The sequence below is a fragment of the Streptomyces sp. NPDC025833 genome (assembly GCF_055558055.1).
In genome coordinates this window covers 243,413-268,714 of sequence record NZ_JBVHNF010000014.1, presented here as the reverse complement: position 1 = coordinate 268,714, position 25,302 = coordinate 243,413, and the positions used below count along the sequence as shown (strand labels likewise).

The following is a 25,302-nucleotide window of genomic DNA, read 5'->3' as shown; positions in this document are numbered from 1 at the left end:
CAGTTGACCATCGCTTGGTGCGTACGTGACGCGTGAGCACAGTGGAGGGGGGCCCATGTTCCGAGGTAAGACGGCCCGTACCCTGCTCGCCCTCCTCGGCGCGGCCCTGCTCGCGCTCCAGCTCTTCGCTCCCACGGGAACCTTCGCACCCGCGCACACTTTCGGTCAGGCCATGGCCAAGACCGAGACCGGAACCACCCCCTCCGCGCTGTCGTCGCGCGACGGGTCGGAGACGGTACGGGCCCCCGGCCGCACGGGAGCGCCCCTGGGCGTGCCGCACGCCCGCGACCGGCATCGCGGACCGGCCCACCACGGGGCCGGGGGCTCCCCTCTGATATCCGGCCGGGCGGCCGGGGCCGGACCGGCGGAACCCGCCGGCGCCCCGCGCCGCCACGCCCCGAGACCGTCACGGTCCCACACCCCGGCGGCACTTCAGGTCTTCCGCTGCTGAGCGCCGGACCGCTCCCCCGCCTCCCACCCCTCACCGTGCACATCCGACGCGCCGGGCAGGCGCGCCAGGAGGAACCACACGATGCAGCCACTCATCGACCATGCCCGCGCCTTCGGACAGCGCCCCGAGCGGTTCGCCGGGCTCGCCGAGGGCCAGTCACCGCAGGTGCTGTTCATCACCTGCTCCGATTCCCGGGTCGTCCCGGCCCTGATCACGGGCGCCCGCCCCGGCGAGCTGTTCGAGCTGCGCACCGCGGGCAACATCGTCCCGCCCTACGCCTCCGGACACCCCTCCGGAGAGGCCGCCACCATCGAGTACGCCGTGGAGGTGCTCGGCGTGCGCGACGTCGTCGTCTGCGGCCACTCGCACTGCGGCGCCGTCGGCGCGCTGGTGCGCGGCGACGACCTGACCGCCGTACCCGCCGTCCGCGACTGGCTGGCGCACGCCACACCGCGGCCGTCCGGTACGGCGGAGGACCCGGAGGTCGCCGAGGGCGTGCGCAGCCACGTCCTGACCCAGCTGCTGCGGCTGCGCTCGTACCCCTGTGTCGAGCGGCGGCTGGCGGAGGGCCGGCTGGCCCTGCACGCCTGGTACTACGAGGTGCACACGGGTGCCGTACGGGCGCACCGCCCGCGGACCGACACCTTCGAGGCCCTGTGAGCCCGCCGGCGGCCGGCGGTCGCGCCCCCATATCCCGTTTCCCGTACCTGCGGCAGGACTTCGCCGCCTCCCTCGTCGTCTTCCTGGTCGCGCTGCCGCTGTGTGTGGGCGTGGCCGTCGCCTCCGGCGTGCCGGCCGAACTCGGCCTGGTCACCGGCATCGTGGGCGGCCTCGTCACCGGGCTGATGCGCGGCAGCAGCCTCCAGGTGTCGGGGCCGGCCGCCGGCCTGACCGTGCTCGTCTTCGAGGCGGTGGACGAGTTCGGGCTGCCGGCGCTCGGTGTGATCGTCCTCCTCACCGGGCTCCTCCAGGTGGCCATGGGCCTGCTGCGGCTCGGCCGCTACTTCCGGGCCATCTCGATCTCCGTCGTGGAGGGCATGCTGGCCGGCATCGGCCTGGTGATCATCGCCGGGCAGCTCTACCCGGCTCTTGCGGCGCGGGCACCCGGCTCCGGTCCGGCCAAGATCGCCGGACTGCCGGGCGCGTTCCGGGACGCCCTGGGCGACAGCGCCGCCCTGGCCTCGCTCGCGGTGTGCGCGGGCACGGTCGCGGTGCTGCTGCTGTGGCGGCTCGCCCCGGTGAGGGCACGGGCGGTGCCCGGACCGCTCGCCGCGGTCGGGCTCGCCGCGCTGGCCGCGTTCGTGCTGGACCTGCCGGTGGCGATGGTGGAGGTGCGGGGCCTGCTCGGCTCCGTGCAGCCGCCGCCGTTGAGCGCCTTCACCGAGCAGGCCGGCATCGGCCTGCTGGGCACGGTGGCCGCCTTTACCCTGATCGCCTCCGCCGAGTCCCTGTTCAGCGCGGCCGCCGTGGACCGGATGCACTCCGGGCCGCGCACCCGGTACAACCAGGAGCTGATCGCGCAGGGCGCCGGCAACACGGTGTGCGGCCTGCTGGGCGCCCTGCCGATGACCGCGGTGATCGTGCGCAGCGCGGCCAACGTCCAGGCCGGCGCCCGGACGAGGGCCTCCCGGGTGCTGCACGGCGGCTGGCTGCTGCTGTTCGCGGCCCTGCTGCCCGGCGCGCTCGCCCACCTCCCGGTCCCCGCCCTCGCCGGCGTCCTGATCCACGCCGGGGCCAAGCTCGTCCCGGTGCGGGCGCTGGCCGCGCTGTGGCGCGAGCACCGCGGGGAGGCGCTGGTCCTCGCCGCGACGGCCGTCTCCATCGTCGCCGTCGGCATGTTCGAGGGCGTGCTCGTCGGTCTGGCGCTGGCGGTGGTGAAGAGCGCCTGGGAGGCCTCGCACGTGCGGCTGGAGGTCGTGGACCGCGGCGCCGGCCCGATCGAGGCCCACCTGTCGGGCAACGCGACCTTCCTGCGCCTGCCGAAGATGCTGGACGGCCTGGAGTCGCTGCCCCGGGACCGCCCGGTCCGGCTCGACGCGTCGGGGCTGCACCACCTGGACCACGCCTGCCGGACGGCACTGGAGAACTGGGCCGCGCGGCACAGCGCGGCGGGCACGGAGCCGGTGCGGCTGCGCACGGCCGCCTGACCACCCCTCCCGCGGGGCCGGGGCGCCGAGACCTCTCGGAATCCCGGCCCCGCGGGCCTATCGTTACAGATGCGGACATAACGGACCTCTGGACGAGGAGGTCACCATGGTCGAGAACCTACTGGTGGCCGTGGCGGTGGCGGGCTCCGCGGGACTGGTGTACCTGGCGGCGGCCGCGCGCGTGGTCAAGCAGTACGAACGGGGTGTGCTGTTCCGGCTCGGCCGGGTCGCCGGGGACACCCGGCCGCCGGGCTTCAACCTGATCATTCCCTTCGTGGACCGGTTGCAGAAGGTCAACATGCAGATCGTGACGCTGCCGATCCCGGCCCAGGAGGGCATCACCCGCGACAACGTCACCGTCCGGGTGGACGCGGTGGTCTACTTCCGCGTGATCGACGCGGCGAGCGCCCTGCTGAAGGTGGAGGACTACAAGTTCGCGGTGTCGCAGATGGCGCAGACCTCCCTGCGGTCGATCATCGGCAAGAGCGACCTCGACGACCTGCTGTCCAACCGCGAGAAGCTCAACCAGGGCCTGGAGCTGATGATCGACAGCCCGGCCGTGGGCTGGGGCATCCAGGTCGACCGGGTGGAGATCAAGGACGTCTCCCTGCCGGACACGATGAAGCGGTCGATGGCCCGCCAGGCGGAGGCGGACCGCGAGCGCCGGGCCCGGATCATCAACGCCGACGCCGAACTCCAGGCGTCCAGGAAGCTCGCCGAGGCCGCCCAGCAGATGTCGGGCACCCCGGCCGCGCTCCAGCTCCGGCTGCTCCAGACGGTGATGGCGGTGGCGGCCGAGAAGAACTCCACCCTGGTGCTGCCGATCCCGGTGGAACTGCTGCACTTCCTGGAGCGCGGCGCGCAGTCGCCGGAGCCCGACCTGCGGCCGCAGCCCGAGCCGCACACCAACGGCGGTCCGCATCCCGGTTAGCGCACCGGGCACCCGTACGGCAGCAACGCCCGAGCCGGACGGAAGGAGAGCCCGTGCCGAAGCACCCCGCCGGGAAGAAGGACGCGCCACTGGGGGAGCTGCTGCGCCTCCCGCCGGGCGGACGGGTCGATCTCGCCGGGCACGACGCCCGCGCCACGCCCGGCGCCCCGGGCGGCAAGGCGGCGGTCCTGGCGGACACCGAACGCACGGGCCGCCGGCTGGCCCGGCTCCAGGAGCGGCTGTGGGCGGCGGGCACCGCGGGCGACCGCCGCCGGGTCCTGCTCGTCCTCCAGGGCATGGACACCAGCGGCAAGGGCGGCACGGTCAAGCACGTCATCGGCCGGCTCAACCCGTCCGGCTGCCGCGTCCACGCCTTCAAGGCGCCCACCGAGGAAGAGCGGGAGCACGACTTCCTGTGGCGGGTGCGGCGGGCCCTGCCGGGGCCGGGCGAGATCGGCATCTTCGACCGCTCCCACTACGAGGACGTCCTGATCGCCCGGGTCCGCCACCTCGCCCCGCCCGCCGAGATCGGCAGCCGCCACGGTCTGATCGACGACTTCGAACGGGAGCTGGCCGAGGACGGCGTGACCCTCGTCAAGTGCTTCCTGCACATCTCCCCCGAGGAGCAGAAGCGCCGCCTGCTGCGCAGGCTCGACCGGCCCGACAAGCAGTGGAAGTTCACCCCGGGCGACATCGACGACCGGGCCCTGTGGCCCGCCTACCAGGAGGCGTACGAACTCGCCCTGGAGCGCTGCTCCGCCCCGTACGCGCCCTGGTACGTGATCCCGGCGGACCGCAAGTGGTACCGGAACTGGGCCGTCGGCCGGCTGCTGCTGGAGGCGCTGCGGGAGCTGGACCCGCGGTACCCGGAGCCCGGCTTCGACCTGGCGGAGTGCCGCGAGCGGCTGCTGAAGCAGGCGTGAGGCGGAGCGGGGCCGGGCGGCCGCCGCACGTGGGCCCCGCCGGCCTGGGTACCCGGCAGGCATGCCCGAGCACCCGAAGGTCACCGATTCGTACTGGCTGCGGACCGCCCCCGGACCGGCCCACCCGCCCCTGGACACGGACCTCGACGTGGACGTGGCCGTCGTCGGCGCCGGCATCGCCGGGCTGAGCACCGCCCACGAGCTGGCCCGCGCCGGGCTGCGGGTCGCGGTGCTGGAGGCCGGCCGGGTGGCGGCCGGCGTCACCGGCCACACCACCGCGAAGCTGACCGCCCAGCACACCCTCGTCTACGACCGGCTGCGGCGCACCCGGGGCCCACGGGGCGCGCGGCTGTACGCCCGGTCGCAGACGGAGGCGATCGAGCACGCGGCGGCGCTGGTGGCGGAACTGGGCATCGACTGCGAGTGGGAGACCCGGGACGCCTACACCTACGTCCGCGACCGGGACCGGGCCGAGGAGGTCCGGGCGGAGGCGGAGGCCGCGCGGGAGGCGGGGCTGCCCGCGGTGTTCACCACGGAGACCGGCCTGCCGTTCCCGGTGGCGGGCGCGGTACGGGTGACCGGGCAGGCGCAGTTCCACCCGGTCAAGTACCTGCGGGCGCTCACCGCCGACCTGGTCGCGCGCGGCGGGCAGGTGTACGAGGGGACCCGGGTCACCGGTCTGGCCGAGGCCGGGCCGTGCCGGCTGACGACCGCGTCGGGCGCCACGGTGACCGCCCGGGACGTCGTGCTCGCCACCCACTACCCGGTGTTCGACCGGGCGCTGCTGTTCACCCGGCTCTCCCCCCGCCGGGAACTTGTCGTCGCCGGCCCGCTGGGCGACGGCCCCGACCCGTCCGGCATGTACATCACGCCGGAGGAGAACACCCGCTCGGTGCGCACCGCGCCCCTCGGGCCGGACGGGCGGCGGATGCTCGTGGTGACCGGGGAGCACTTCACGCCCGGCACCGGCGATCCGCGGGCCGGCCTCGACCGGCTGGCCGCCTGGGCCGGGACGCACTTCCCCGGGGTGTCCCTGGACCACGCGTGGGCCACCCAGGACAACGAGTCCACCGACACCGTGCCGCTGGTCGGCCCGTTCCACCCCGGCGCCCGGCACACGTACGTCGCGACCGGTTTCGGCGGCTGGGGCCTGAGCGGCGGCATCATGGCCGGGCTGCTGCTGACCGCGCTGATCACCGGCCGGGACAGCGCCTGGCGCGAGCTGTACGACCCGCGGCGGCTGAAGTCGGTGCTGCGCGAGGCGCCTTCGCTGCTGAAGACACAGGCGGAGGTGGCCCGGCACTTCGTCGGCGACCGGCTGCGGCCCCCGGCCTCGGCGGACGACCTGGCGCCCGGCGACGGCGCGCTGGTGCGGTCCGGCACCGACCGGGTCGCCGTGCACCGCGACGAGGAGGGCGTCCTGCACGCCGTGTCCGCCCGCTGCACCCACCTGGGCTGCCTGGTCGCCTTCAACCGGGCCGAACGCGCCTGGGAGTGCCCGTGCCACGGCTCGCGCTTCACTGTCGACGGCGAGGTGATCCAGGGCCCGGCGGTCGAACCGCTGGAGCGGCGCGATCCGGACTGACGGACGGGGCGTGCGGGGGCACGGTCCCCGGTGCGCCGGAGCGGGCGCGCGGTCCCGTCCGGCCGCGGGACGGGAGAGCCGCCGCGCGGGTGAACAGATCACCCCTCTGTCGTTCATATTTACCGATAAGCATATTAATCGCCCTACGGTGTCAGGGTGATCCCAACAGCACGCCGTATCACCGCCGTCTGCGCCGTCTGCGCCCTGGGCGCGGCGCTCACCGCCTGCGGGACCGCCGGCCCCGCCCCCCGGGCCGCCGGGCCCCCCATGCCCCCCTCGCCCTCCGCCACGCCCTCCGCCACGCCGTCCGCCACGCGTCCGCCCGTGCTCACGCCGGGCCCCGGCGGACTCACCCCGGTCTTCGAACACGGCCCGCGCACCCTGGGCAAGACGGTCGCGTTCACCTTCGACGCCGACATGACCGCCGACCAGGGGCCGCGCGCCGCCTCCGGCGAGCACTTCGACAATCCCGGGCTGATCGACGCCCTGCGCACGCTGAAGGTGCCGGCGACCGTCTTCATGACCGGCGCGTGGGCCGACCAGTACCCCGCCGAGGCCCGCGACCTGGGCCGGGACCCGCGGTTCGAGGTGGCCAACCACTCCTGGAGCCACTACGCGTTCACCGCCGACTGCTACGGCCTGCCGACCGTCGACCAGGGCGCCATGCGGGCCGAGGTCCAGCGGGCGTACACCTCGCTCCGGGCCGCCGGGGTGGCGCACCCGATGCCCTACTTCCGCTTCCCCGGCGGCTGCTACGACCAGCGGGCGCTGCGCGAACTCGGCGGGCTCGGGGTGACCGCGGTGCAGTGGGACGTGGTGAGCGGTGACGCGTTCGCCACGGACGCCGACGCGGTGACCCGGCAGGTGCTCGACGGCGTACGGCCCGGCTCGGTGGTGGTCATGCACTGCACCCGCAGCGCCGCGCCGACCACCGAGCGGGTCGTCCGCGCGGTCGTGCCCGAGCTGCGCAAGCGCGGCTACCGGTTCGTGAAGGTCTCCGAGCTGATCGGCGAGACCCGCGGACACGCCTGATCCGGTACCGCCCGTCCTACGCTGGACGCATGAGCGACGAGGACTACTGCACGATCACCGGCGCGGTACCGCCCGCCCGGGCCGATGGCCCGCCCTACGCGGAGTGCGTGCTGTGCCGGGAACCGACGGAGTACCCGGAGTCGTACAAGGGCGTCACGCTCTGCCCCCGGTGCGAGTGGCAGGAGGCGCAGCGCACCGCCTGCTCCGGTTGAGCACCGGCCGGCCGACGGGGACCGACGCCCACATCCGCCCCGCCCGCCGGCCGCTTCCCCCCACCCGCCGGCCGCTTCCCCCCACCCGCCACCCTGGTCTCCCGGGCTCGCGCCGCGGGCCGCGCGTTGATGGGTCCCGCCCCGGCTTCGTAGGCTGGGCTCCCGTGAGCCACGTTCCCGCACCCGCCAGTGACAGCACCGACCAGCCCGGGCACGACCCGCGCGACGAGGCGCCGCAGTTCGTGCTGCCGCTCGTCGTCCGGATCGAGCGGAGCGCGCCGCCCGCCCGCACCGACGCGCTGGAAACGGCCGCACGGGCCGTGCTCCTGCTGCTCGGTGACGAGCGCGCGCACGGCGACGGGGAGTGGGCCGAGGCGGTGCGCGACTGGGAGGACGCCCGCATCCGCAAGGTCGTGCGACGGGCCCGGGGAGCGGAGTGGCGGCGCGCCGGGGCGCTGCCCGGGATCACGGTGACCGGCAAGTCCGCGCAGGTGCGGGTGTTCCCGCCGATCCCGCTGGACGGCTGGCCGAAGGACCTGGCCAGGCTCCAGGTGTCGGGCACCGAGCTGGACGACCCCGAGCCGCCCGCCGCCGCCAACCCCGCGCAGCCCGTGCTGTGGCTCAACCCGGACCTGGGGATGTCGGCCGGCAAGGCGATGGCGCAGGCCGGGCACGGCGCCCAGCTCGCCTGGTGGGCGCTGTCCGGCGAAGAGCGCGCCGCGTGGCGCGACGCCGGTTTCGCCCTCTCCGTGCGCACGGCGGCCCCCGCCGACTGGGCCCGGCTCACCGGCAGCGGTCTGCCGCTGGTGCGGGACGCCGGTTTCACCGAGATCGCCCCGGGCTCCTGCACGGTCGTCGCCGACCACCCGGCGCTGCGCTGACCGTCCCGGGCCCGGTGCGCGAGCGGTGACCGGCGCCCGCGCCGAACCTCAAATGTTGCTCTGAAGGCGCCGCGGCGGGGTTCGGCGCCGTCCGCCGGGGCCATATCCCCCTCACTCGACGCGCGGGACACAGGCCGAGGAGGGGGAGCGCCATGCGGCGACTGGGGACGGGCATCGGCTGGCGGCCGGAGATCGCGGACACCGTGGAGCGTATGCCGGGCATCGACTGGGTGGAGGTCGTGGCGGAGAACGTCTGCCCCGGCCACCTCCCGCAGTCGCTGCTGCGGCTGCGCGAGCGCGGTGTGACGGTGGTCCCGCACGGGGTCTCCCTCGGCCTCGGCGGTGCCGAACGCCCCGACGAGGGGCGGCTGGCGGCCCTCGCCGAGCGGGTGGAGGCGCTCGGGGCCCCGCTGGTCACCGAGCACATCGCCTTCGTCCGGGCCGGCGGCGAACTGACCGCGTCCCCGCGCCTGGAGGCCGGCCACCTGCTGCCGGTGCCGCGCACCCGGGACGCGCTGGACGTGCTCTGCGAGAACGTGCGCATCGCCCAGGACGCGCTGCCGGTGCCGCTGGCGCTGGAGAACATCGCGGCGCTGTTCTCCTGGCCGGGCGAGGAGCTGACCGAGGGGCAGTTCCTGTCCGAGCTGGTCGAACGGACCGGCGTACGCCTGCTGATCGACGTGGCCAACCTGCACACCAACCACGTCAACCAGGGCGAGGACCCGGCCGAGGCGCTGGCCGGGCTGCCCCTGGAGGCCATCGCCTACGTCCATGTCGCGGGCGGCTTCGAGCGGGACGGCGTCTGGCACGACAGCCACGCGCACCCCGTGCCGCGCCCGGTGCTCGACATCCTGACCGGCCTCGCCGCACGGGTCGCACCGCCCGGGGTGCTCCTGGAACGGGACGAGGACTTCCCCGGACCGGCCGAGCTGGCGGGTGAACTGGACGCGATCCGGGCGGCCGTGGCGGCCGGCCGGGCCCGCGCGGCGCGCGGCACGGCGCCGCGCCCCACGGCCCCGGGCGGTACGACGGCGGGGGGCGGCGCCGGCGCGGCGGCCGGGGGCGTCGGTGTGCTCGCCCGGCCGGTGGCGGAGGTACGCGGGCGGCTGGGGGCGGACGTGCGCGGGCGGCTGGGAGTGGCCCAGGCCGCCGTGCTGTCGTCCCTGGTGGCGGGCACCCCGGTGCCGGAGGGGTTCGACCGGGCCCGGATGGCGGTGCAGGCGCGGGCACTCGCGGCGAAGCGGGCGGGCGTGGTGGCCGGGGTGGCCCCCGAGCTCCCGGTGATCCTGGGGGCGGGCTACCGCGGGATGTTCCTGGAGTACGCCCGGCAGCGGCCGATGAGCGGCGGCTACCGGCGGGACGCGCTGGACTTCGCCGGGCACCTGCTGAAGCTGGGACGGCCGGGGGACGCGCGGGCCCGGCGGGAGCTGCGGGAGTGGTGGCTGGACCGCGCGGGCCCGGCGCCCCGGACCCCGGGCCTCGCCGCACGGGCGATGCGGACCGTGCGGGCCGTGCGCCGCCGGGCCTGAGACCGCCCGCCCCGCGAACGGAACGTCACGTACCGCCGACGCTCCGTCCGGATCGTGAACAGGGCATGGCGTCCGGCCGGGCCCCTGGCATACAAACACGTCATGTTCTGGGTGCCACTCCTGCTCCTGGCCTGGGCCTTCGCCGGTACGGCCGGTGCCCGGCTGTGCCTGGCCGCCGTACGCGCGGCGGCCGCGGAGGCGCACGGCGCGCCCGTGGACCGGGAGCACGGTCTGACGCTGTACGAGGCGGCCTTCCTGTCCGGCGGTCCCGCCCGCGTCGCCGAGGTGACCATGGTCTCCATGGCCCGCCAGCGGCGGCTGCTGCTCGCCCACACCGGCTGGGCCACGGTCGTGGACCCCCAGGGGCGCGACGAGATGGAGCGGTCCGTCATAGGGGCGATCGGCCCCGGGGGACAGGCGCGGATCGCGCCGGTACGGGCCCGGGCGGCCGGCGCCGAGGCGGTGCGCCGGCTGGCCGACGGGCTGGTGCGCGCGGGGCTCGCGGTGCCCGAGGACGGCACGGGCGCGACGGTCGGGTCGGCCGTGCGCCAGGTGCGGGCCGCCGCGGCGGCCGTGGCCGTGCTGGGCGTCACCGCGCTGCTGCTGCCCGGCCAGGCCGGGACACCGCGCCTGCTGATGGGCCTCTGGTTCGCCCTGCCCCTCGTCCTGGCGCTGAGCTGCCTGGCCATCGCCCGCTTCGAGGTGCACCCGTACTCGCGCTGGGCCTCCCCCGCCGGGCAGCACCTGCTGAGCACGCTGGCCGGGCAGCCGGCCGGTGACGAGCGGTCGTTCCTCACCTCCGTCGCGGTCCGCGGCATCCGCGCGATCGGCGAGCCGCGGTTGCGCGCCGCCTTCACCCACCGCGACCAGCCCTGGCGGGAGTGAGGACGGCGGCTTCGAGGGGCGCACACGGGGCGATGGCGCCGGTGCCGGCCTTCCCCCGCGGCCGGAGGAAATATCCCTCCTGTCGTCGCCGGGCCGTGGCAGCCGTGCCATCGGCCCCGCGCCCGGGCGGCCGGCATCGGCTTCGGCCCGTGCTCCACCGCGGACGTACCGCGGCCTGCCGGCCCGGTGTTGGTGACAGAGCGGGACGCGGGCACGCACGGCATCGGGGGTGGCCCCGACCGCCGCGTCGACGCGCACCTGGACGCCTACCCGCCGGCGGGCCGCCTCCCGGCGCGGCACGCGTCCTGCGCGCCGCGCCCGGAACCGGTCGCCTCCGGCGCCCCGGCCGGCGAGGAGACCCGCCGGGACGCGGCCCAGGGCCGCGGCGGTTCCCCGCGGCCCTGAGCGGGAGCCCTACGCCAGGCCCGCCACCAGGTCGGCGACGCTCTTGCGGCGGCCCGTGTAGAACGGGATCTCCTCCCGGACGTGCATCCGGGCCTCGGAGCCGCGCAGGTGCCGCATGAGGTCGACGATGCGGTGCAGGTCGTCGGCCTCGAAGGCCAGGATCCACTCGTAGTCGCCGAGGGAGAACGAGGCGACCGTGTTGGCGCGCACGTCCGGGTAGCCGCGGGCCATCTTGCCGTGGTCGGCGAGCATGCGGCGGCGGTCCTCGTCGGGCAGCAGGTACCAGTCGTAGGAGCGCACGAACGGGTAGACGCTCACGTAGGCGCGGGGCGTCTCGTCGGCGAGGAACGCCGGGATGTGCGAGCGGTTGAACTCGGCGGGGCGGTGCAGCGCCATGTTCGACCAGACGGGCTCCAGCGCACGCCCCAGCCTGGTGCGGCGGAAGAGGTTGTACGCCTCCTGGAGCTGGTCGCTGGTCTCGGCGTGCCACCAGATCATGACGTCGGCGTCGGCGCGCAGGCCGGAGAGGTCGTAGGTGCCGCGGATCGTCACGTCCTTGGCGGCGAGCTGGTCGAACAGCTCCTGGACCTCGTCGGCGTATCCCGCGCGGTCCTCGGGCAGCACGTCCTTCAGCTTGAAGACCGACCAGAGCGTGTAGCGGATGACCTCGTTGAGGTCCTTGGCCAGCTTGCCCTTGTTCGGGATGCGGCCGGGCTCGGTGGTGGAGGCGTCGTCACTCATGGTCCCCATTCTCCCGCGCCACCGTGCGGGCTCCGCACCGGGTCGTCCCGTCAGCTCGCGGCCCCCGCGGGGCCGGCGTCCAGTCCGTCCACCGCCGCGTACGCGCTCGCGACGCAGGCCGGGATGCCGACGCCGTCGTACTGCGCGCCGCACACCGCGAGGCCCGGGAGCCTCGCGATCTGCTCGCGGACGCGGGCCACGCGCGCGTGGTGCCCCACCGGGTACTGCGGCAGGCCGTCGGTCCAGCGGGTGACCCGGGTCTCCAGCGGCACCGCGTCCAGGCCGGTGGCCTCGCGCAGGTCGTGCCGGGACACCTCCACCAGCTCGGTGTCGTCGCGGCCGAGGATCCCGGTCTCGCCGTGGCGGCCCACCGAGGTGCGCAGCACGACCACGTCCGGGTCCTCGTCGGCGATCCAGCCCCACTTCTGGGAGGCGAAGGTGGACGCCTTGATGGTGCGGCCGTCGACGGGCGGCACCAGGAAGCCGCTGCCCTCGGGCAGGCCCAGGCCGGCCCGCCGGTAGGCGAGCGTGATCAGGGCCATCGAGGCGTACTCGACGGCGGCCAGCTCGGCGGCGGCCCCCGGGGACTCGGCCCGCAGCAGTGCGGCGGCGGCCGGGGCGGGCACGGCGACGACCACGGCGTCGGCGTGCAGTTCCCGCTCGCCGGCGGTGATCCGCCAGCCGCCGTCCCCGGTACGGCGCAGCGCGCGGGCGGGCGTGCCGGTCAGGATCTCGCCGCCCCGCGCGCGCACCGACCCGGCGACCGCGAGCGGCAGCCGCCCGACGCCGCCGGCGATGCCCATGAACACCGGCCCGGTCTGCTGCTGCGCGGCGGCCTTCGCCTGGATCTCCCGGACGCCCTCGGTGAGGGAGGTGTGGGCGCGGGCGGCCTGGAAGAGCTGCGGGACGGCCGAGCGCATCGAGATGCGGTACGCGTCGCCCGCGTACACCCCGCCGAGCAGGGGTTCGACCAGCCGGTCCACGACCTCGCGGCCGAGCCGGGCCGCCACGTACTCGCCCACGGCCACGTCGTCGCCGGTCTCGGTGCGGGGCAGGTCGGCGTCGCGCCCGATGCGGGCCAGGCCCTCCGCGGAGAGGACGCCGGAGAGCGCGGCGGCGGTGCCGGGCACGCCCATCACATGGCCCTTGGGCATGGGCCGCAGGGCGCCCCGGGTCCAGATCGAGGCGGTCGCGGTGGCCGGCGCCCGGAGGTCCTCGCCCAGACCCGCCTCGCGCGCGAGGCCGACCGCCTCCGGGCGCCGGGCGAGCACGGACTCGGCGCCCAGGTCGACCCGCACGCCGGCGATCTCGCCGGGCAGCAGCTTGCCGCCGACCCGGTCGCCGGCCTCCAGCACGGTCACCCGCGCGCCGCGCCCCAGCAGCCGGTGGGCGGCGGCCAGCCCGGCGATGCCGGCCCCGATGACGACGACGTGCTGCAAGCCCCTACCCGTTGCGCTCATGTCCCCACTCTCTCAAACCGCGCCGGCGGGCCGCCGGTCAGGCGGGTGGCCGCGCCGAGTCCGGACCGTGACCGCATCGGGACCGGCGGGCCGAACGTTCCCGCCGGCCGGGCCGTCGAAGGACCGTCCAGACCACACCGACCGGGGGTCCGCCCATGCGCACACCACGCCCCACCCGTCCCACCGGATCCCGCCGGGCCCTGGCCGGGGCCCTGCTCGCCGCCGCCCTCACGCTCGCCGGGTGCGGCGGCGCGGGCGGCGACTCGGGCGACGGCTCCGCCAAGTCCGCCGGGGACGGCGCGGCCGGCCCGGCCGCGGTCCCCGGCGCCGGGGCCCGGCACGCCGCGGCCCCGTCCGGCAACCCCCGGCTCGTCCCGGACGCGATCATCCGCACCGCGTCCCTCACCGTCGAGGCCGAGGACGTGCCGAGGGCCCTGAAGCGGGCCCGGGCGGTCGCCGAGGGCGCGGGCGGCTACGTCGGCGAGGAGACCACGGCCCGGGACACCGACGGCCGCGAGCACACCGAGGTCGTGCTGCGCGTGCCGGCCGAGCGGTACGACGAGGTGCTCACCGCCCTCCAGGGCACGGGCCGGCTGACCGCCCGCACCGCCAGGGCCGTCGACGTCACCGACCAAGTCGTGGACGTCGACAGCCGGATCAGGTCGCAGCGGGCCGGTGTGGACCGGCTCCGCGCGCTGATGGACAAGGCGGCGAAGCTGAGCGACGTGGTGGCGCTGGAGGGTGAACTGAGCGGCCGCCAGGCCGATCTGGAGTCGCTGCTGGCCCGGCAGGCGTCCCTGAAGGACCGCACGAGCCTGGCCACCGTCACCCTGTCGCTGGCCGAGCCCGCCGAGCGGCACACGGACGGCTCCCCGGACTTCGCCGACGCGCTCGCGGGCGGCTGGCGGGCGTTCGTCTCCGTGCTGCGCTGGATCGCCCTCGCCCTCGGCGCCGCCCTGCCGTTCGCCGTCCTCGCCGCGCTCCTGGTGGCGCTGTGGCTGCGCGTCGTGCGCCCCCGGCTGCCGCGCCGGGCGGGACCCGTGCCCGCGGCGGCCGTGCCCGGCCCGCTGCCCGCGGCCCGCCCGGTGCCGGACCCCGCCGGGGGGACCGGGAACACCCCGGGTACCGGGGAGGGGCACCGGGACTGACATGACCGCGCCCCGTAGCGTGTCCCCATGAGCATGAGCGGTGGACGGGGCGACGGCGGCAGGGAACGGCTGGTCGTGATCGGGGGCGACGCCGCGGGCATGTCCGCGGCGTCCCAGGCGCGGCGGCTGCGGGGGCCCGGGGAACTGGAGATCGTGGCTTTCGAGCGGGGCCACTTCAGCTCCTACTCGGCGTGCGGCATCCCGTACTGGGTGGGCGGCGAGGTCGAGGAGCGGGACCGGCTGATCGCCCGCACGCCCGAGGAGCACCGCGCACGCGACATCGACCTGCGGATGCGCACGGAGGTCACGGAGATCGACCCGGCCGGGCGGCGGGTGCGCGCGCGTGACCTGGATTCCGGCGCCGAGTCCTGGACGCCGTACGACAAGCTCGTCATCGCCACCGGTGCCCGCCCGGTCCGGCCGGACCTGCCCGGCGCGGACGCCCCCGGTGTGCACGGTGTGCAGACCCTGGACGACGGCCAGGCCCTGCTGGACACCCTGTCCCGCGCGCGGGGCCGCAGGGCGGTGGTCGTGGGCGCGGGCTACATCGGCGTCGAGATGGCCGAGGCGCTGATCAACCGGGGTTTCGAGGTGACGGTCGTCAACCGCGGCGAGGAGCCGATGTCGACGCTCGATCCGGACATGGGCCGGATGGTGCGCCGGGCCATGACGGGCCTCGGCATCACCATGGTGAACGGCGCCGAGGTCACCAAGATCCTCACCGGTGACGACGGCCGGGTCCGCGCGGTGGCCGTGGAGGACGCCGAGTACCCCGCGGACGTGGTGGTCCTCGGCATCGGGGTGCGCCCGGAGACCGCCCTCGCCCGGGCGGCCGGCCTGCCGCTCGGCGCCCACGGCGGTCTGCTCACCGACCTCGCCATGCGGGTGCGCGGCCACGCCGGCATCTGGGCGGGCGGTGACTGCGTGGAGGTGCTGAACCTGGTCTCCGGGCAGGAGCAGTACGTCCCGCTCGGCACCCACGCCAACAAGCACGGCCAGGTGATCGGCACCAACGCCGGTGGCGGGTACGCCACGTTCCCCGGTGTCGTCGGCACGGCGGTGAGCAAGGTCTGCGATCTGGAGATCGCCCGCACCGGTCTGCGGGAGAAGGACGCCCGCCGGGTGGGCCTGCGGTTCGAGTCGGTCACCGTCGAGTCGACCAGCCGGGCCGGCTACTACCCCGGCGCCGCCCCCATGACGGTCAAGATGCTCGCCGAGTCGCGCACCGGCCGGCTGCTCGGCGTGCAGATCGTCGGCCGGGAGGGCGCGGCGAAGCGGGTCGACGTCGCGGCGGTGGCCCTGACCGCGCGGATGACGGTGGAACAGATGACGGCCCTGGACCTCGGGTACGCCCCGCCGTTCTCGCCGGTGTGGGACCCGGTGCTGGTGGCGGCGCGGAAGGCGGCGGCGCAGGTGCGCCGGGCGGGCTGACGCGCGCCGGGCGCGGCCGGCCGCGGCACCGGCCCGCGCCCGGCCACCCCGCGGTGCGCGCCGGTTCGCCCGCCGTTTCGCGGGCAGTACTCCTGTGTGGTCATCCCCGTCCATGACGTGACCCCGGTGCGCGGCACGCCCTGGGTGACGTTCGCGCTCATCGCCGCCAACGTACTGGTGTTCCTCACCACCCCCGGCGCGACCGCCGCCGCGACCGGCGCCGATCACCTGGCGCAGCTCTGCCACCTCCAGGCGTTCATGGACCACTACGCCGCGGTGCCGCGGGAACTGATCCACCAGCGGCTCCCGCGGCTCGTGCCGACCGGCGAGGTCGGCCTCGGCCCGCACGGCCCGGGCTGCGTCGTGGGACCGCCCGGCTACGACAAGTCGCCCGCGCTGTCGGTCTTCACGGCGATGTTCCTGCACGGCGGCACGCTGCACCTGCTGGGCAACATGCTCTTCCTGCTGATCTTCGGCAACAACGTCGAGGACCGGATGGGCCACATCCGCTACTTCCTCTTCTACGTCGTCTGCGGTTACGCGGCAAGCTACGGCTTCGCGTTGCTCAACGCCGACTCCACCGACCCGCTGATCGGGGCGTCGGGCGCGATCGCCGGGGTCCTCGGGGCCTACCTGGTGCTGTTCCCGAAGGCCCGGGTGTGGGTGCTGGTGCCGTTCCTGGTCTTCCTGCCGCTCCGGCTGCCCGCCTGGCTGGTGCTGGGCTTCTGGTTCGGGCTCCAGGCGGTGTACTCGTCCGGGCACGGGATGTCCGGCAGCGGCACGGTGGCGTACGCGGCGCACGTGGTCGGCTTCGTCGCGGGCATGCTGCTCGCCTGGCCGCTCAAGGCGGGCACGCCTCCGCCGCCGGAGCCGCCCGGCCTGCTGTTCGGCAGGCGCGCGCGGCCCCACTACTCCTGGTGAGCCGGTGAGCCGGCCGGCGCGTCAGCGGGCGGTGGCCGTGTGGACGTACTCCACGAGCCGGGTCAGGGCGTCCGGGTCGGTGTTCGGCATGACGCCGTGGCCGAGGTTGAAGACGTGCCCCTCCAGTCCGGCGGCGGCGTCGAGCACCTCGCGGGCCTTGGCCTCGACGGTGTCCTTGTCGGTGAACAGGACGGTCGGGTCCAGGTTGCCCTGGAGCGCCTTGCCGGGGCCCACCCGGCGCCGGGCCTCGTCCATCGGGACGCGCCAGTCGACGCCGACGACGTCCGCGCCGGCCTCGCCCATGGGCTTCAGCAGCTCACCGGTGCCGACGCCGAAGTGGATGCGCGGGACGCCGTAGCCGGCGACGGCCTCGAAGACCTTGACGGAGGCGGGCATGACCGAGCGGCGGTAGTCGGCCGGGGCGAGCGCGCCGGCCCAGGAGTCGAAGAGCTGGACGGCGCTCGCGCCCGCCTCGATCTGCACCTTCAGGAAGGCGGAGGTGATGTCGGCGAGGCGGTCCAGCAGGTCGGCCCAGAGTTCGGGATCGCCGTACATCATCGCCTTGGCGTTCTCGTACGTGCGCGAGGGGCCGCCCTCGACCAGATAGCTGGCGAGGGTGAAGGGCGCGCCCGCGAAACCGATCAGCGGGGTGGCGCCCAGCTCGCCGGTGAGCATGCCGATGGCCTCAGTGACGTACGGCACGTCCTCGGGCGTGAGGTCGCGCAGCCGGGCCAGGTCGGCGCGGGTCCGGACCGGCTGCTCGACGACCGGGCCGACGCCGGGCTTGATGTCGAGGTCGATGCCGATCGCCTTCAGCGGGACGACGATGTCGCTGAAGTAGATCGCCGCGTCCACGTCGTGGCGGCGCACCGGCTGGAGCGTGATCTCGGTGACCAGCTCGGGCCGCATGCAGGACTCCAGCATGGGGACGCCCTCGCGCACCTTGCGGTACTCGGGCAGGGAGCGGCCTGCCTGGCGCATGAACCACACCGGGGTGTGCGGCACCGGTTCACGCCTGCACGCCTTGAGGAAGGCGCTGTCGTACGTCGCTGTCGGCTGCGTGGTGTCTTTGGCGGTCACGAGGCAAGTTTCGCATGCCGCCGGATCACCACCCGCCCGGTGACCACCCACCGGACCCGGTCCGCACCGGCCCCGGTACCCGGCCGCCGCGGGGGCACGCGGCCTGCGGCTCGTCGGCCGCCGGCCGGCCCGTCCGGCTCGGGGCGGAGCCCCCGGGGCGGCGGGAGCGGGGCGTCCGCCCCGGTACGGGCCGGGGCACGGCGCCGGCCCGCACGAGGGACGCCCGGCGCGTGGGCGGGGCCGGGGGCCGGCCGCGGTGCGGGGCCGCGCGCCGCACGGGGCCAAGAGGCCGTCCGCGGGCGGCCGGTGGACCGCCGCCCGCGTCGGCCGCGTGCGGCGCGGCGGGTGTCTTGCCCTGCACGCGGGCCCCGTTCCCCTTACTCTTCCCCGCATGGCTGCGGCTCACGGACGAATGTCGGACGGCGCTGATGGAACGGGTGACGTGACGGAGACCGAGGATGGGGACCGGCGCTCCGCTACGCCGGGGCCGCCGGCCTTCCGGGCCGCGGTGGAGGCCCTGCGCGGCAGCCGGCTGCGGCCGCAGGTCGAGGTGGAGCCGACCCCCGCCCCGCAACGGCTCGCGCCGTACGCGTACGCGTTGGAGGCGGTGGTGGTCGACGGCGAGCAGGAGCTGGCCGACGGGCGGCTGGTGCTGCTGCACGACCCGGCCGGGCACGAGGCGTGGCGGGGGACCTTCCGGCTGGTGACCCTGGTGCGCGCGGAGCTGGAGCCGGAGATGGCGGCCGATCCGCTGCTCCCCGAGGTGTGCTGGTCGTGGCTGACCGGGGCGTTGCAGGCGCGCGGACTGGGCTACGGCGAGCCGAGCGGCACCATCACCCGGGCCGGCTCGCACTACTTCGGCGGCCTGGCGGAGCGGCCGGCCGCCTCCCAGATCGAGATCCGGGCGTCGTGGACGCCCCGCGAGGGCCTCGGCGGGGTCCCGGACACCGCCGCCCACCTGCTCTCCTGGTGCGATCTGCTGGCGCAGGTCGCGGGTCTGCCGCCGGCCGGCCCGGGCGACGCGTCGGTGGTGAGCCTGCCGCAGCGCCGGGGTCCGCACTCCCGCTGACGCGAACACGCCACACCAAGGTGATCACTCCACGCCGGGGTGATCACCTCGCCGAGGCGATCACCCCGAAACGCCCCGTTGACCATCTCTTTGTCGATACGGCCACTTTGCGCACTCGAATCGCACCGGCTCGAACCGACTCGATCTTCGGATGATCGATCGCGTGTCCGAATTGCACAGATTGTTACTCACTAGATCGTGATCATTCTCTAAAGGCGGACGAGTTTGCTGCCGAAGACGACTGTGACCTTGAAAGCACGGTTCGTCCCGGCTTCCTCCCCACAAGCCGGCCCCGTCCCCCACCCAGGAGGCCTGGTGTCCGTTCTCCTAGAGCAACCCGCAAGCCTGGTCGCCTACCGCCCGAACAAGCCGACCGCCATGGTGGTCGTGGCCGACCCGCGCGTCCGCTCCACCGTCACCCGCCACCTGTGGGCGCTCGGCGTACGCGACGTGATCGAGGCCTCGTCCGTCGCGGAGGCTCGTCCCCGCATCGGCAACCCGCGCGACATCTGCGTCGCCGACGTCCACCTGCCCGACGGCTCCGGCCTCACCCTGCTGTCCGAGACCCGCGCCGCGGGCTGGCCCAACGGACTCGCGCTGTCCGCCGCCGACGACATCGGCGCGGTCCGCAACGCGCTGGCCGGCGGGGTCAAGGGCTACGTCGTCACCGGCACCCGCACCAACATCGGGCTCCCCACCCGGCCGGGCGCCGCTCCCCTCGGCTCCGCCGCCCGCATGCACCGCCGCCCCCCGGGTGCCCCGAGTCACCCGGGCGGCTACCGGGAGCTGTCCGGACGCGAGGTCGAGGTGCTCCGGCTGGTCGCGGAGGGCCAGTCGAACAAGGCGATCGGCGTCTCCATGGGCCTGTCCGCCCTCACCGTCAAGAGCCACCTGGCCCGCATCGCCCGCAAGCTCGGCACGGGCGACCGGGCCGGCATGGTGGCCGTGGCCCTGCGCACCGGCATCATCCACTAGGAGCACCGGACACCCCTTCGGCGGAACGCGCCCTCCGCCGGGGTGGACCAGCCGCCCCCCGAGCTGACTGGTTTACGCCCCTCCCGTGCCCGTCGACGGAACGTTCCGTCGACGGGCGCCGTCCGTACACGGATACCCTTGACAGGTGACCGACGCCCAAGACACCACAGCAGACGGCTCCCTGCGCACCACCGGAAGTACTCCCCCGGACGATGCCGGATCTTCTGTGACGGGGGCGCCGACTCCGTTGCTCGAACCCCGCGAGGGCATTCCCCCCGTGATCGCCGACGAGGCGGCCCTCGCCCGGGTGGCCGCCGCCTTCGCCGCCGGCTCCGGCCCGGTCGCCGTGGACGCCGAGCGCGCCTCCGGCTACCGCTACGGCCAGCGCGCCTACCTGGTGCAGCTCCGCCGCGAGGGCGCCGGCACCGCGCTGATCGACCCGGTCGCCTGCCCCGACCTGTCCGGTCTCGGCCAGGCGCTGTCCGGCGTCGAGTGGGTGCTGCACGCGGCCACCCAGGACCTGCCCTGCCTGCGCGAGATAGGCATGGTCCCGACCCGACTGTTCGACACCGAGCTGGCCGGCCGCCTCGCGGGCTTCCCCCGGGTCGGCCTCGGCGCCATGGTCGAGGGCGTCCTCGGCTACGTCCTGGAGAAGGGGCACTCGGCCGTCGACTGGTCGACCCGGCCGCTGCCGGAGCCGTGGCTGCGGTACGCCGCGCTCGACGTCGAACTCCTCGTCGACCTGCGGGACGCCCTGGAGAAGGAGCTGGACCGGCAGGGGAAGCTGGAGTGGGCGCTCCAGGAGTTCGACGCGATCGCGACGGCGCCCCCGGCCGAGCCGCGCAAGGACCCCTGGCGCCGCACCTCCGGGATGCACAAGGTGCGCCGGCGCCGGCAGCTCGCCGTCGTGCGGGAGCTGTGGCAGACGCGCGACCGGATCGCCCAGCGCCGGGACGTCTCGCCCGGCAAGGTGCTGAGCGACGCGGCCATCGTGGAGGCCGCGCTCGCGCTGCCGGCCAACGTGCACGCCCTGGCCGCCCTGAACGGTTTCGGACACCGCACGGGGCGGCGCCAGCTGGAGCAGTGGCAGGCCGCGGTCGACCGGGCCAAGGCGCTGCCGGACACCGGGCTGCCGCAGCCGGGGCAGCCGGTGACCGGGCCGCCGCCGCCGCGGGCCTGGGCCGACAAGGACCCGGCCGCCGCGGCGCGCCTCTCCGCCGCCCGGGCCGCGGTGACCGCCCTCGCCGAGCGGCTCGGCATGCCCCAGGAGAACGTGATCTCCCCGGACACGGTCCGGCGGATCTGCTGGGAGCCGCCCAGGCCCGGTGGCGCCGAGTCCGTGGCGGACGCCCTCGCCGGGTACGGGGCGCGCCCGTGGCAGGTGGAGCTGGTGACCCCGGTGCTGGCGGACGCCCTGACCGTGCAGGGCGCCTGACGGCCGCGCGCCCGACCGGGCGCCCGGTGCCGCGGCCGGCCGCCCCCGAAACGGCGGCCGGCGGCACGCGGGCGGGGGGTGGCGGGGTGTCGATATCGCGCCAAGATCCTGAACCGGCGGGGCGCGCGAGGGGGCCGGGTCCCGCCGGAGCGCCCCCGCGCGTCCGTGTGACCTTCACCGCTTGGGCCGGCGGGACTGTGCAGCTACGTTACTCATAAGTAGCATGGGTTCTGAGCGCGCGCTCAGCGCAACGCAGCAGTGCCATCCCGCACCTGGAGGAGAGCCATCGTGCCTCGTACCGTCAGGGACGTCGTCTTCGTCGACGGCGTCCGCACCCCGTTCGGCAAGGCGGGCCCGAAGGGCGTCTACCACGAGACCCGCGCCGACGACCTCGTCGTGAAGGCGATCCGGGAGCTGCTGCGCCGCAACCCCGGTCTGGACCTGAAGAAGATCGACGAGGTCGCCATCGCCGCGACCACGCAGATCGGCGACCAGGGCCTGACCCTCGGCCGCACCGCCGGCATCCTGGCCGGTCTGCCGCAGTCCGTCCCGGGCTACTCCATCGACCGCATGTGCGCCGGCGCCCTCACCGCCGTGACGACCACCGCCGGCTCGATCGCCTTCGGCGCCTACGACGCCGTCATCGCCGGTGGTGTCGAGCACATGGGCCGCCACCCGATGGGCGAGGGCGTGGACCCGAACCCGCGGTTCGTCTCGGAGAAGCTGGTCGACGAGTCCGCCCTGTTCATGGGCATGACCGCGGAGAACCTGCACGACCGCTACCCGCAGATCACCAAGCTGCGCGCCGACGAGTACGCGGTGCGCTCGCAGGAGAAGGCCGCCAAGGCGTACGCCGACGGCAAGATCCAGCAGGACCTGGTGCCGATCTCGGTGCGCCGCACGAACGCCGAGGCCGGCGAGACCGGCTGGGGCCTGGTCACCGCCGACGAGCCGATGCGCCCGGGCACCACCCTGGAGAACCTCGCGGGTCTCAAGACGCCGTTCCGGGTGCACGGCCGGGTCACCGCGGGCAACGCGGCCGGTCTGAACGACGGCGCGACCGCGTCGATCATCGCGAGCGAGGACTTCGCCCGCGAGAACGGCCTGCCGGTCAAGATGCGCCTGGTGTCGTACGCCTTCGCGGGCGTCGAGCCGGAGGTCATGGGCTACGGCCCGATCCCGGCGACGGAGAAGGCCCTCGCCCAGGCGGGGCTGTCCATCTCCGACATCGGCCTGTTCGAGATCAACGAGGCATTCGCGGTCCAGGTGCTGGCCTTCCTCGACCACTACGGCATCGCCGACGACGACGAGCGCGTCAACCAGTACGGCGGCGCCATCGCCTACGGCCACCCGCTGGCCTCCTCCGGCGTCCGGCTGATGACGCAGCTGGCCCGCCAGTTCGAGGAGCAGCCGCAGGTCCGCTACGGCCTGACCACCATGTGCGTCGGCTTCGGCATGGGCGCGACGGTCATCTGGGAGAACCCGCACTTCGAGGGGGACAAGTGAGCACCACCGCCGAGCTTCTGAAGCAGGCCTCGGACCTGTTCCCCGACGAGGTCGTCACCAGCGCCCACGTGCGCCACTTCGACCTGCCGTTCGGCGCCGGCCGCTTCGCGCTGATCACGCTGGACAACGGCCTGGACCACACCAAGCCGACCACCTTCGGGCCCGCCTCGCTCGCGAACCTCGACACCGCGATCGACCAGGTCGAGAAGGAGGCCGCGGACGGCGGCATCGTCGGCGTCGGCATCACCGGCAAGCCGTTCATCTTCGCGGTCGGCGCCGACCTCAAGGGCGTCGAGCTGCTGAAGGAGCACGAGCACGCGCTCGCCATCGGCAAGGGCGGCCACGAGGTGTTCAAGCGCCTCGGGGGCCTCGCGGTCCCGACCTTCGCCTACTACAACGGCGCGGCGATGGGCGGCGGCGTCGAGGTCGGCCTGCACTGCTCCTACCGCACCGTCTCCCAGGCGATCCCGGCGTTCTCCCTGCCCGAGGTCTTCCTCGGCCTGGTGCCCGGCTGGGGCGGCTGCACCCTGCTGCCGAACCTGATCGGCGCCGAGAAGGCCGTCTCGGTCGTCATCGAGAACTCGCTGAACCAGAACAGGCAGCTCAAGGGCCGGCAGGTCTTCGAACTGGGCATCGCCGACGCCCTCTTCGAGGGTGCCGACTTCCTGGAGCAGTCGCTGATCTGGACCGCGCGGGTGCTCACGGGCGACGTCGTGGTCGAGCGCCCGGCGATCGACCGCGGTGAGGCCTGGGACCAGGCCGTCGCCAAGGGCCGCTTCGTCGCGGACTCCAAGGTGCACGGCGCGGCCCCGGCCGCCTACCGCGCCCTCGACATCATCGCCGCCGCCAAGGACGGCGACCTCCAGGCGGGCTACGACGCCGAGGACCAGGCCCTCGCCGACCTGATCATGGGCGGCGAACTGCGGTCCGGCATCTACGCGTTCAACCTGGTGCAGAAGCGGGCCAAGCGTCCCGCGGGCGCACCGGACAAGAACCTGGCCCGCCCGGTCACCAAGGTCGGCGTCGTCGGCGCCGGTCTGATGGCCTCCCAGCTCGCGCTGCTCTTCCTGCGCCGCCTGGAGGTGCCGGTCGTGCTGACCGACATCGACCAGGAGCGCGTCGACAAGGGCGTGGGCTACGTCCACGCCGAGATCGACAAGCTGCTCGGCAAGGGCCGCGTCGACCAGGACAAGGCCAACCGCCTCAAGGCGCTGGTGACCGGTGTCCTGGACAAGGCCGAGGGCTTCGCGGACGCGGACTTCGTCATCGAGGCCGTGTTCGAGGAGATGTCGGTCAAGCAGAAGGTGTTCGCCGAGGTCGAGGCGGTCGCCCCGGCGCACGCCATCCTCGCCACCAACACCTCCTCGCTGTCGGTGTCGGAGATGGCCGCCGAGCTGCGGCATCCGGAGCGCGTGGTCGGCTTCCACTTCTTCAACCCGGTCGCGATCCTGCCGCTGCTGGAGATCGTGCGCGGCGAGCAGACCGACGACGCCTCGCTGGCCACCGCGTTCGCCGTCGCCAGGAAGCTGAAGAAGACCGCGGTCCTCACCAAGGACGCCCCGGCGTTCGTCGTGAACCGCATCCTGACCCGCTTCATGGGCGAGATCCAGAACGTCATCGACGAGGGCACCCCGGTCGAGACCGCCGAGAAGGCGATCGAGCCGCTCGGCCTGCCGATGTCCCCGCTGGTCCTCCTGGAGCTGGTGGGCCCGGCGATCGGCCTGCACGTCTCCGAGACCCTCAACCGGGCCTTCCCGGACCGCTTCACGGTCTCCCCGAACCTCAAGGCGGTCGTCGAGGCGGGCAAGCGCGGCTTCTACGTCTACGACAGCGGCAAGCCGGAGCTGGACCCGGAGGTCGCCGCGCTGCTCCGGCAGGGCGACGTGGTCCTCACCGAGGAGCAGGTACGGGCCCGGGTGCTGGACGCGGTGGCGCAGGAGATCGGGCTCATGCTCGACGAGGGCGTCGTGGCCGAGGCCCAGGACATCGACCTGTGCCTCATCACGGGCGCCGGCTGGCCCTTCCACCTGGGCGGCATCACGCCGTACCTGGACCGTGAGGGCGTCTCGGAGCGCGTGAACGGCAAGCGGTTCCTCGCCCCCGGCGTGGCGAGCGTGCCCGCGTAGGGCGGTCCGCACGGCTCCGCGGTGCCCGGCACCCCCTGGGAGGGGGTGCCGGGCACCGGCGTTCCGGGCCCGGGGTCGGTAGGCGCTCCGAGGGACCCGGCGGCGCGCGGGGCCTCGCCCTTCGGGCACAGGGCCGCGATGACCGCCTTGCGGGGGCGCGCCGGGTCCGCGGCAAGCAGGCGGACGCGCGGGCCGGCCGGCCGGCGCGTGCCGCCGCCGCGGCCGGGGTTCCCGGTCGCCCGCTGCTCCACGAGGTGGTCGTGCGGGCCTGCGACCGGTGTCCCGCCCCCGGTGACCGTAGGGAAGACGGTCCGGCACGGCGTCCGGGCGCCGTGGGCCGCCACGGCCCGGCGGACGATCCCCTCGGCCCGGGCCGTCCGCTCCTCGTCCGCGTGGAGACCGAACCCCGGTGCACGCGTCCGCACCGCG

General features: G+C 75.0%; 23 protein-coding genes. 20 read left to right on the top strand and 3 right to left on the bottom strand.

Annotation, left to right across the window (positions count from 1 at the left end; translation table 11 throughout):
- Nucleotides 1–55: 55 nt before the first annotated feature.
- The 12 genes from ACZ4K2_RS25770 to ACZ4K2_RS25715 all read left to right on the top strand — a co-directional run bounded on the left by ACZ4K2_RS25770 (nucleotide 56) and on the right by ACZ4K2_RS25715 (nucleotide 10,981).
- The gene (locus ACZ4K2_RS25770; protein WP_467475892.1) at nucleotides 56–451 is read left to right on the top strand and encodes a hypothetical protein; all 396 of its coding nucleotides are present in this window, start codon (nucleotides 56–58) and stop codon (nucleotides 449–451) included.
- Nucleotides 452–532: 81 nt separating this feature from the next.
- On the top strand, nucleotides 533–1,111 hold the full coding sequence (locus ACZ4K2_RS25765; protein ID WP_467475893.1) for a carbonic anhydrase: 579 nt from the start codon (nucleotides 533–535) through the stop codon (nucleotides 1,109–1,111).
- Nucleotides 1,108–2,598, top strand: a complete 1,491-nt coding sequence (locus ACZ4K2_RS25760; RefSeq protein WP_467475894.1) for a SulP family inorganic anion transporter — start codon at nucleotides 1,108–1,110, stop codon at nucleotides 2,596–2,598. Before ACZ4K2_RS25765 ends, ACZ4K2_RS25760 begins: the two co-directional genes overlap by 4 nt.
- 106 nt (nucleotides 2,599–2,704) lie before the next feature.
- Complete coding sequence (locus ACZ4K2_RS25755; RefSeq protein WP_467475895.1) at nucleotides 2,705–3,529, top strand: slipin family protein; 825 nt, start codon at nucleotides 2,705–2,707, stop codon at nucleotides 3,527–3,529.
- Between the two features lie 53 nt (nucleotides 3,530–3,582).
- Complete coding sequence (locus ACZ4K2_RS25750) at nucleotides 3,583–4,452, top strand: PPK2 family polyphosphate kinase (protein ID WP_467475896.1); 870 nt, start codon at nucleotides 3,583–3,585, stop codon at nucleotides 4,450–4,452.
- 61 nt (nucleotides 4,453–4,513) lie between these two features.
- A complete protein-coding gene (locus tag ACZ4K2_RS25745) occupies nucleotides 4,514–6,037 on the top strand; it encodes an FAD-dependent oxidoreductase (protein WP_467475897.1) in 1,524 nt (507 codons plus the stop codon).
- A 156-nt stretch (nucleotides 6,038–6,193) separates the two neighbouring features.
- Nucleotides 6,194–7,069 carry a polysaccharide deacetylase family protein gene (locus tag ACZ4K2_RS25740; protein WP_467475898.1) on the top strand — a complete coding sequence of 292 codons (876 nt, stop codon included), beginning with the start codon at nucleotides 6,194–6,196 and terminating at the stop codon, nucleotides 7,067–7,069.
- Nucleotides 7,070–7,098: 29 nt separating this feature from the next.
- The gene (locus tag ACZ4K2_RS25735) at nucleotides 7,099–7,281 is read left to right on the top strand and encodes a hypothetical protein (RefSeq protein ID WP_467475899.1); all 183 of its coding nucleotides are present in this window, start codon (nucleotides 7,099–7,101) and stop codon (nucleotides 7,279–7,281) included.
- Between the two features lie 164 nt (nucleotides 7,282–7,445).
- Nucleotides 7,446–8,162, top strand: a complete 717-nt coding sequence (locus ACZ4K2_RS25730; RefSeq protein ID WP_467475900.1) for an aminoacyl-tRNA hydrolase — start codon at nucleotides 7,446–7,448, stop codon at nucleotides 8,160–8,162.
- 152 nt (nucleotides 8,163–8,314) lie between these two features.
- On the top strand, nucleotides 8,315–9,691 hold the full coding sequence (locus tag ACZ4K2_RS25725) for an MbnB/TglH/ChrH family RiPP precursor modification enzyme (protein WP_467475901.1): 1,377 nt from the start codon (nucleotides 8,315–8,317) through the stop codon (nucleotides 9,689–9,691).
- A 102-nt stretch (nucleotides 9,692–9,793) separates the two neighbouring features.
- The gene (locus tag ACZ4K2_RS25720) at nucleotides 9,794–10,576 is read left to right on the top strand and encodes a TIGR04222 domain-containing membrane protein (protein ID WP_467475902.1); all 783 of its coding nucleotides are present in this window, start codon (nucleotides 9,794–9,796) and stop codon (nucleotides 10,574–10,576) included.
- Between the two features lie 192 nt (nucleotides 10,577–10,768).
- A complete protein-coding gene (locus ACZ4K2_RS25715) occupies nucleotides 10,769–10,981 on the top strand; it encodes a hypothetical protein (protein ID WP_467475903.1) in 213 nt (70 codons plus the stop codon).
- Between the two features lie 9 nt (nucleotides 10,982–10,990).
- Here ACZ4K2_RS25715 and hemQ read toward each other — a convergent pair whose 3' ends face one another.
- Together hemQ and hemG are read right to left on the bottom strand one after the other, a co-directional pair.
- The gene (hemQ, locus tag ACZ4K2_RS25710; RefSeq protein ID WP_467475904.1) at nucleotides 10,991–11,722 is read right to left on the bottom strand and encodes a hydrogen peroxide-dependent heme synthase; all 732 of its coding nucleotides are present in this window, start codon (nucleotides 11,720–11,722) and stop codon (nucleotides 10,991–10,993) included.
- A 50-nt stretch (nucleotides 11,723–11,772) separates the two neighbouring features.
- Complete coding sequence (gene hemG, locus ACZ4K2_RS25705) at nucleotides 11,773–13,182, bottom strand: protoporphyrinogen oxidase (protein ID WP_467475905.1); 1,410 nt, start codon at nucleotides 13,180–13,182, stop codon at nucleotides 11,773–11,775.
- A 155-nt stretch (nucleotides 13,183–13,337) separates the two neighbouring features.
- Here hemG and ACZ4K2_RS25700 point away from each other — a divergent pair, with 155 nt between their 5' ends.
- The 3 genes from ACZ4K2_RS25700 to ACZ4K2_RS25690 all read left to right on the top strand — a co-directional run bounded on the left by ACZ4K2_RS25700 (nucleotide 13,338) and on the right by ACZ4K2_RS25690 (nucleotide 16,682).
- The gene (locus ACZ4K2_RS25700; protein ID WP_467475906.1) at nucleotides 13,338–14,330 is read left to right on the top strand and encodes a DUF4349 domain-containing protein; all 993 of its coding nucleotides are present in this window, start codon (nucleotides 13,338–13,340) and stop codon (nucleotides 14,328–14,330) included.
- A 27-nt stretch (nucleotides 14,331–14,357) separates the two neighbouring features.
- On the top strand, nucleotides 14,358–15,761 hold the full coding sequence (locus ACZ4K2_RS25695; protein WP_467475907.1) for an FAD-dependent oxidoreductase: 1,404 nt from the start codon (nucleotides 14,358–14,360) through the stop codon (nucleotides 15,759–15,761).
- Nucleotides 15,762–15,857: 96 nt separating this feature from the next.
- A complete protein-coding gene (locus ACZ4K2_RS25690) occupies nucleotides 15,858–16,682 on the top strand; it encodes a rhomboid family intramembrane serine protease (protein ID WP_467475908.1) in 825 nt (274 codons plus the stop codon).
- 21 nt (nucleotides 16,683–16,703) lie between these two features.
- Here ACZ4K2_RS25690 and hemE read toward each other — a convergent pair whose 3' ends face one another.
- A complete protein-coding gene (gene hemE / locus ACZ4K2_RS25685) occupies nucleotides 16,704–17,762 on the bottom strand; it encodes a uroporphyrinogen decarboxylase (RefSeq protein ID WP_467475909.1) in 1,059 nt (352 codons plus the stop codon).
- Between the two features lie 391 nt (nucleotides 17,763–18,153).
- Between hemE and ACZ4K2_RS25680 the strand changes: the two genes are divergently transcribed.
- From ACZ4K2_RS25680 to ACZ4K2_RS25660, 5 genes are all read left to right on the top strand, one after another.
- Entirely contained in the window at nucleotides 18,154–18,831 is a 678-nt protein-coding gene (locus tag ACZ4K2_RS25680) for a DUF3000 domain-containing protein (protein ID WP_467475910.1), read from the top strand.
- Nucleotides 18,832–19,146: 315 nt separating this feature from the next.
- Nucleotides 19,147–19,806, top strand: coding sequence for a LuxR C-terminal-related transcriptional regulator (locus ACZ4K2_RS25675; RefSeq protein ID WP_467475911.1), 660 nt, complete (start codon nucleotides 19,147–19,149; stop codon nucleotides 19,804–19,806).
- A gap of 145 nt (nucleotides 19,807–19,951) precedes the next feature.
- Nucleotides 19,952–21,241: an HRDC domain-containing protein gene (locus ACZ4K2_RS25670; RefSeq protein WP_467475912.1), complete on the top strand. Its 1,290-nt coding sequence runs from the start codon at nucleotides 19,952–19,954 to the stop codon at nucleotides 21,239–21,241.
- A gap of 288 nt (nucleotides 21,242–21,529) precedes the next feature.
- Nucleotides 21,530–22,747: a thiolase family protein gene (locus tag ACZ4K2_RS25665; protein WP_467475913.1), complete on the top strand. Its 1,218-nt coding sequence runs from the start codon at nucleotides 21,530–21,532 to the stop codon at nucleotides 22,745–22,747.
- The gene (locus tag ACZ4K2_RS25660; protein WP_467475914.1) at nucleotides 22,744–24,873 is read left to right on the top strand and encodes a 3-hydroxyacyl-CoA dehydrogenase NAD-binding domain-containing protein; all 2,130 of its coding nucleotides are present in this window, start codon (nucleotides 22,744–22,746) and stop codon (nucleotides 24,871–24,873) included. The genes ACZ4K2_RS25665 and ACZ4K2_RS25660 overlap by 4 nt, the downstream gene beginning before the upstream one ends.
- The last annotated feature ends 429 nt before the right edge of the window (nucleotides 24,874–25,302 follow it).

What these genes read in the sequence shown, in the direction of transcription:
- ACZ4K2_RS25770 (WP_467475892.1), top strand. Translation starts at nt 56, where the DNA reads ATGTTCCGAGGTAAGACGGCCCGTACCCTGCTCGCCCTCCTCGGCGCG.
- ACZ4K2_RS25765 (WP_467475893.1), top strand. Translation starts at nt 533, where the DNA reads ATGCAGCCACTCATCGACCATGCCCGCGCCTTCGGACAGCGCCCCGAG.
- ACZ4K2_RS25755 (WP_467475895.1), top strand. Translation starts at nt 2,705, where the DNA reads ATGGTCGAGAACCTACTGGTGGCCGTGGCGGTGGCGGGCTCCGCGGGA.
- ACZ4K2_RS25745 (WP_467475897.1), top strand. Translation starts at nt 4,514, where the DNA reads ATGCCCGAGCACCCGAAGGTCACCGATTCGTACTGGCTGCGGACCGCC.
- ACZ4K2_RS25735 (WP_467475899.1), top strand. Translation starts at nt 7,099, where the DNA reads ATGAGCGACGAGGACTACTGCACGATCACCGGCGCGGTACCGCCCGCC.
- ACZ4K2_RS25725 (WP_467475901.1), top strand. Translation starts at nt 8,315, where the DNA reads ATGCGGCGACTGGGGACGGGCATCGGCTGGCGGCCGGAGATCGCGGAC.
- ACZ4K2_RS25720 (WP_467475902.1), top strand. Translation starts at nt 9,794, where the DNA reads ATGTTCTGGGTGCCACTCCTGCTCCTGGCCTGGGCCTTCGCCGGTACG.
- hemQ (WP_467475904.1), bottom strand. Translation starts at nt 11,722, where the DNA reads ATGAGTGACGACGCCTCCACCACCGAGCCCGGCCGCATCCCGAACAAG.
- hemG (WP_467475905.1), bottom strand. Translation starts at nt 13,182, where the DNA reads ATGAGCGCAACGGGTAGGGGCTTGCAGCACGTCGTCGTCATCGGGGCC.
- ACZ4K2_RS25700 (WP_467475906.1), top strand. Translation starts at nt 13,338, where the DNA reads ATGCGCACACCACGCCCCACCCGTCCCACCGGATCCCGCCGGGCCCTG.
- ACZ4K2_RS25695 (WP_467475907.1), top strand. Translation starts at nt 14,358, where the DNA reads ATGAGCATGAGCGGTGGACGGGGCGACGGCGGCAGGGAACGGCTGGTC.
- ACZ4K2_RS25680 (WP_467475910.1), top strand. Translation starts at nt 18,154, where the DNA reads ATGGCTGCGGCTCACGGACGAATGTCGGACGGCGCTGATGGAACGGGT.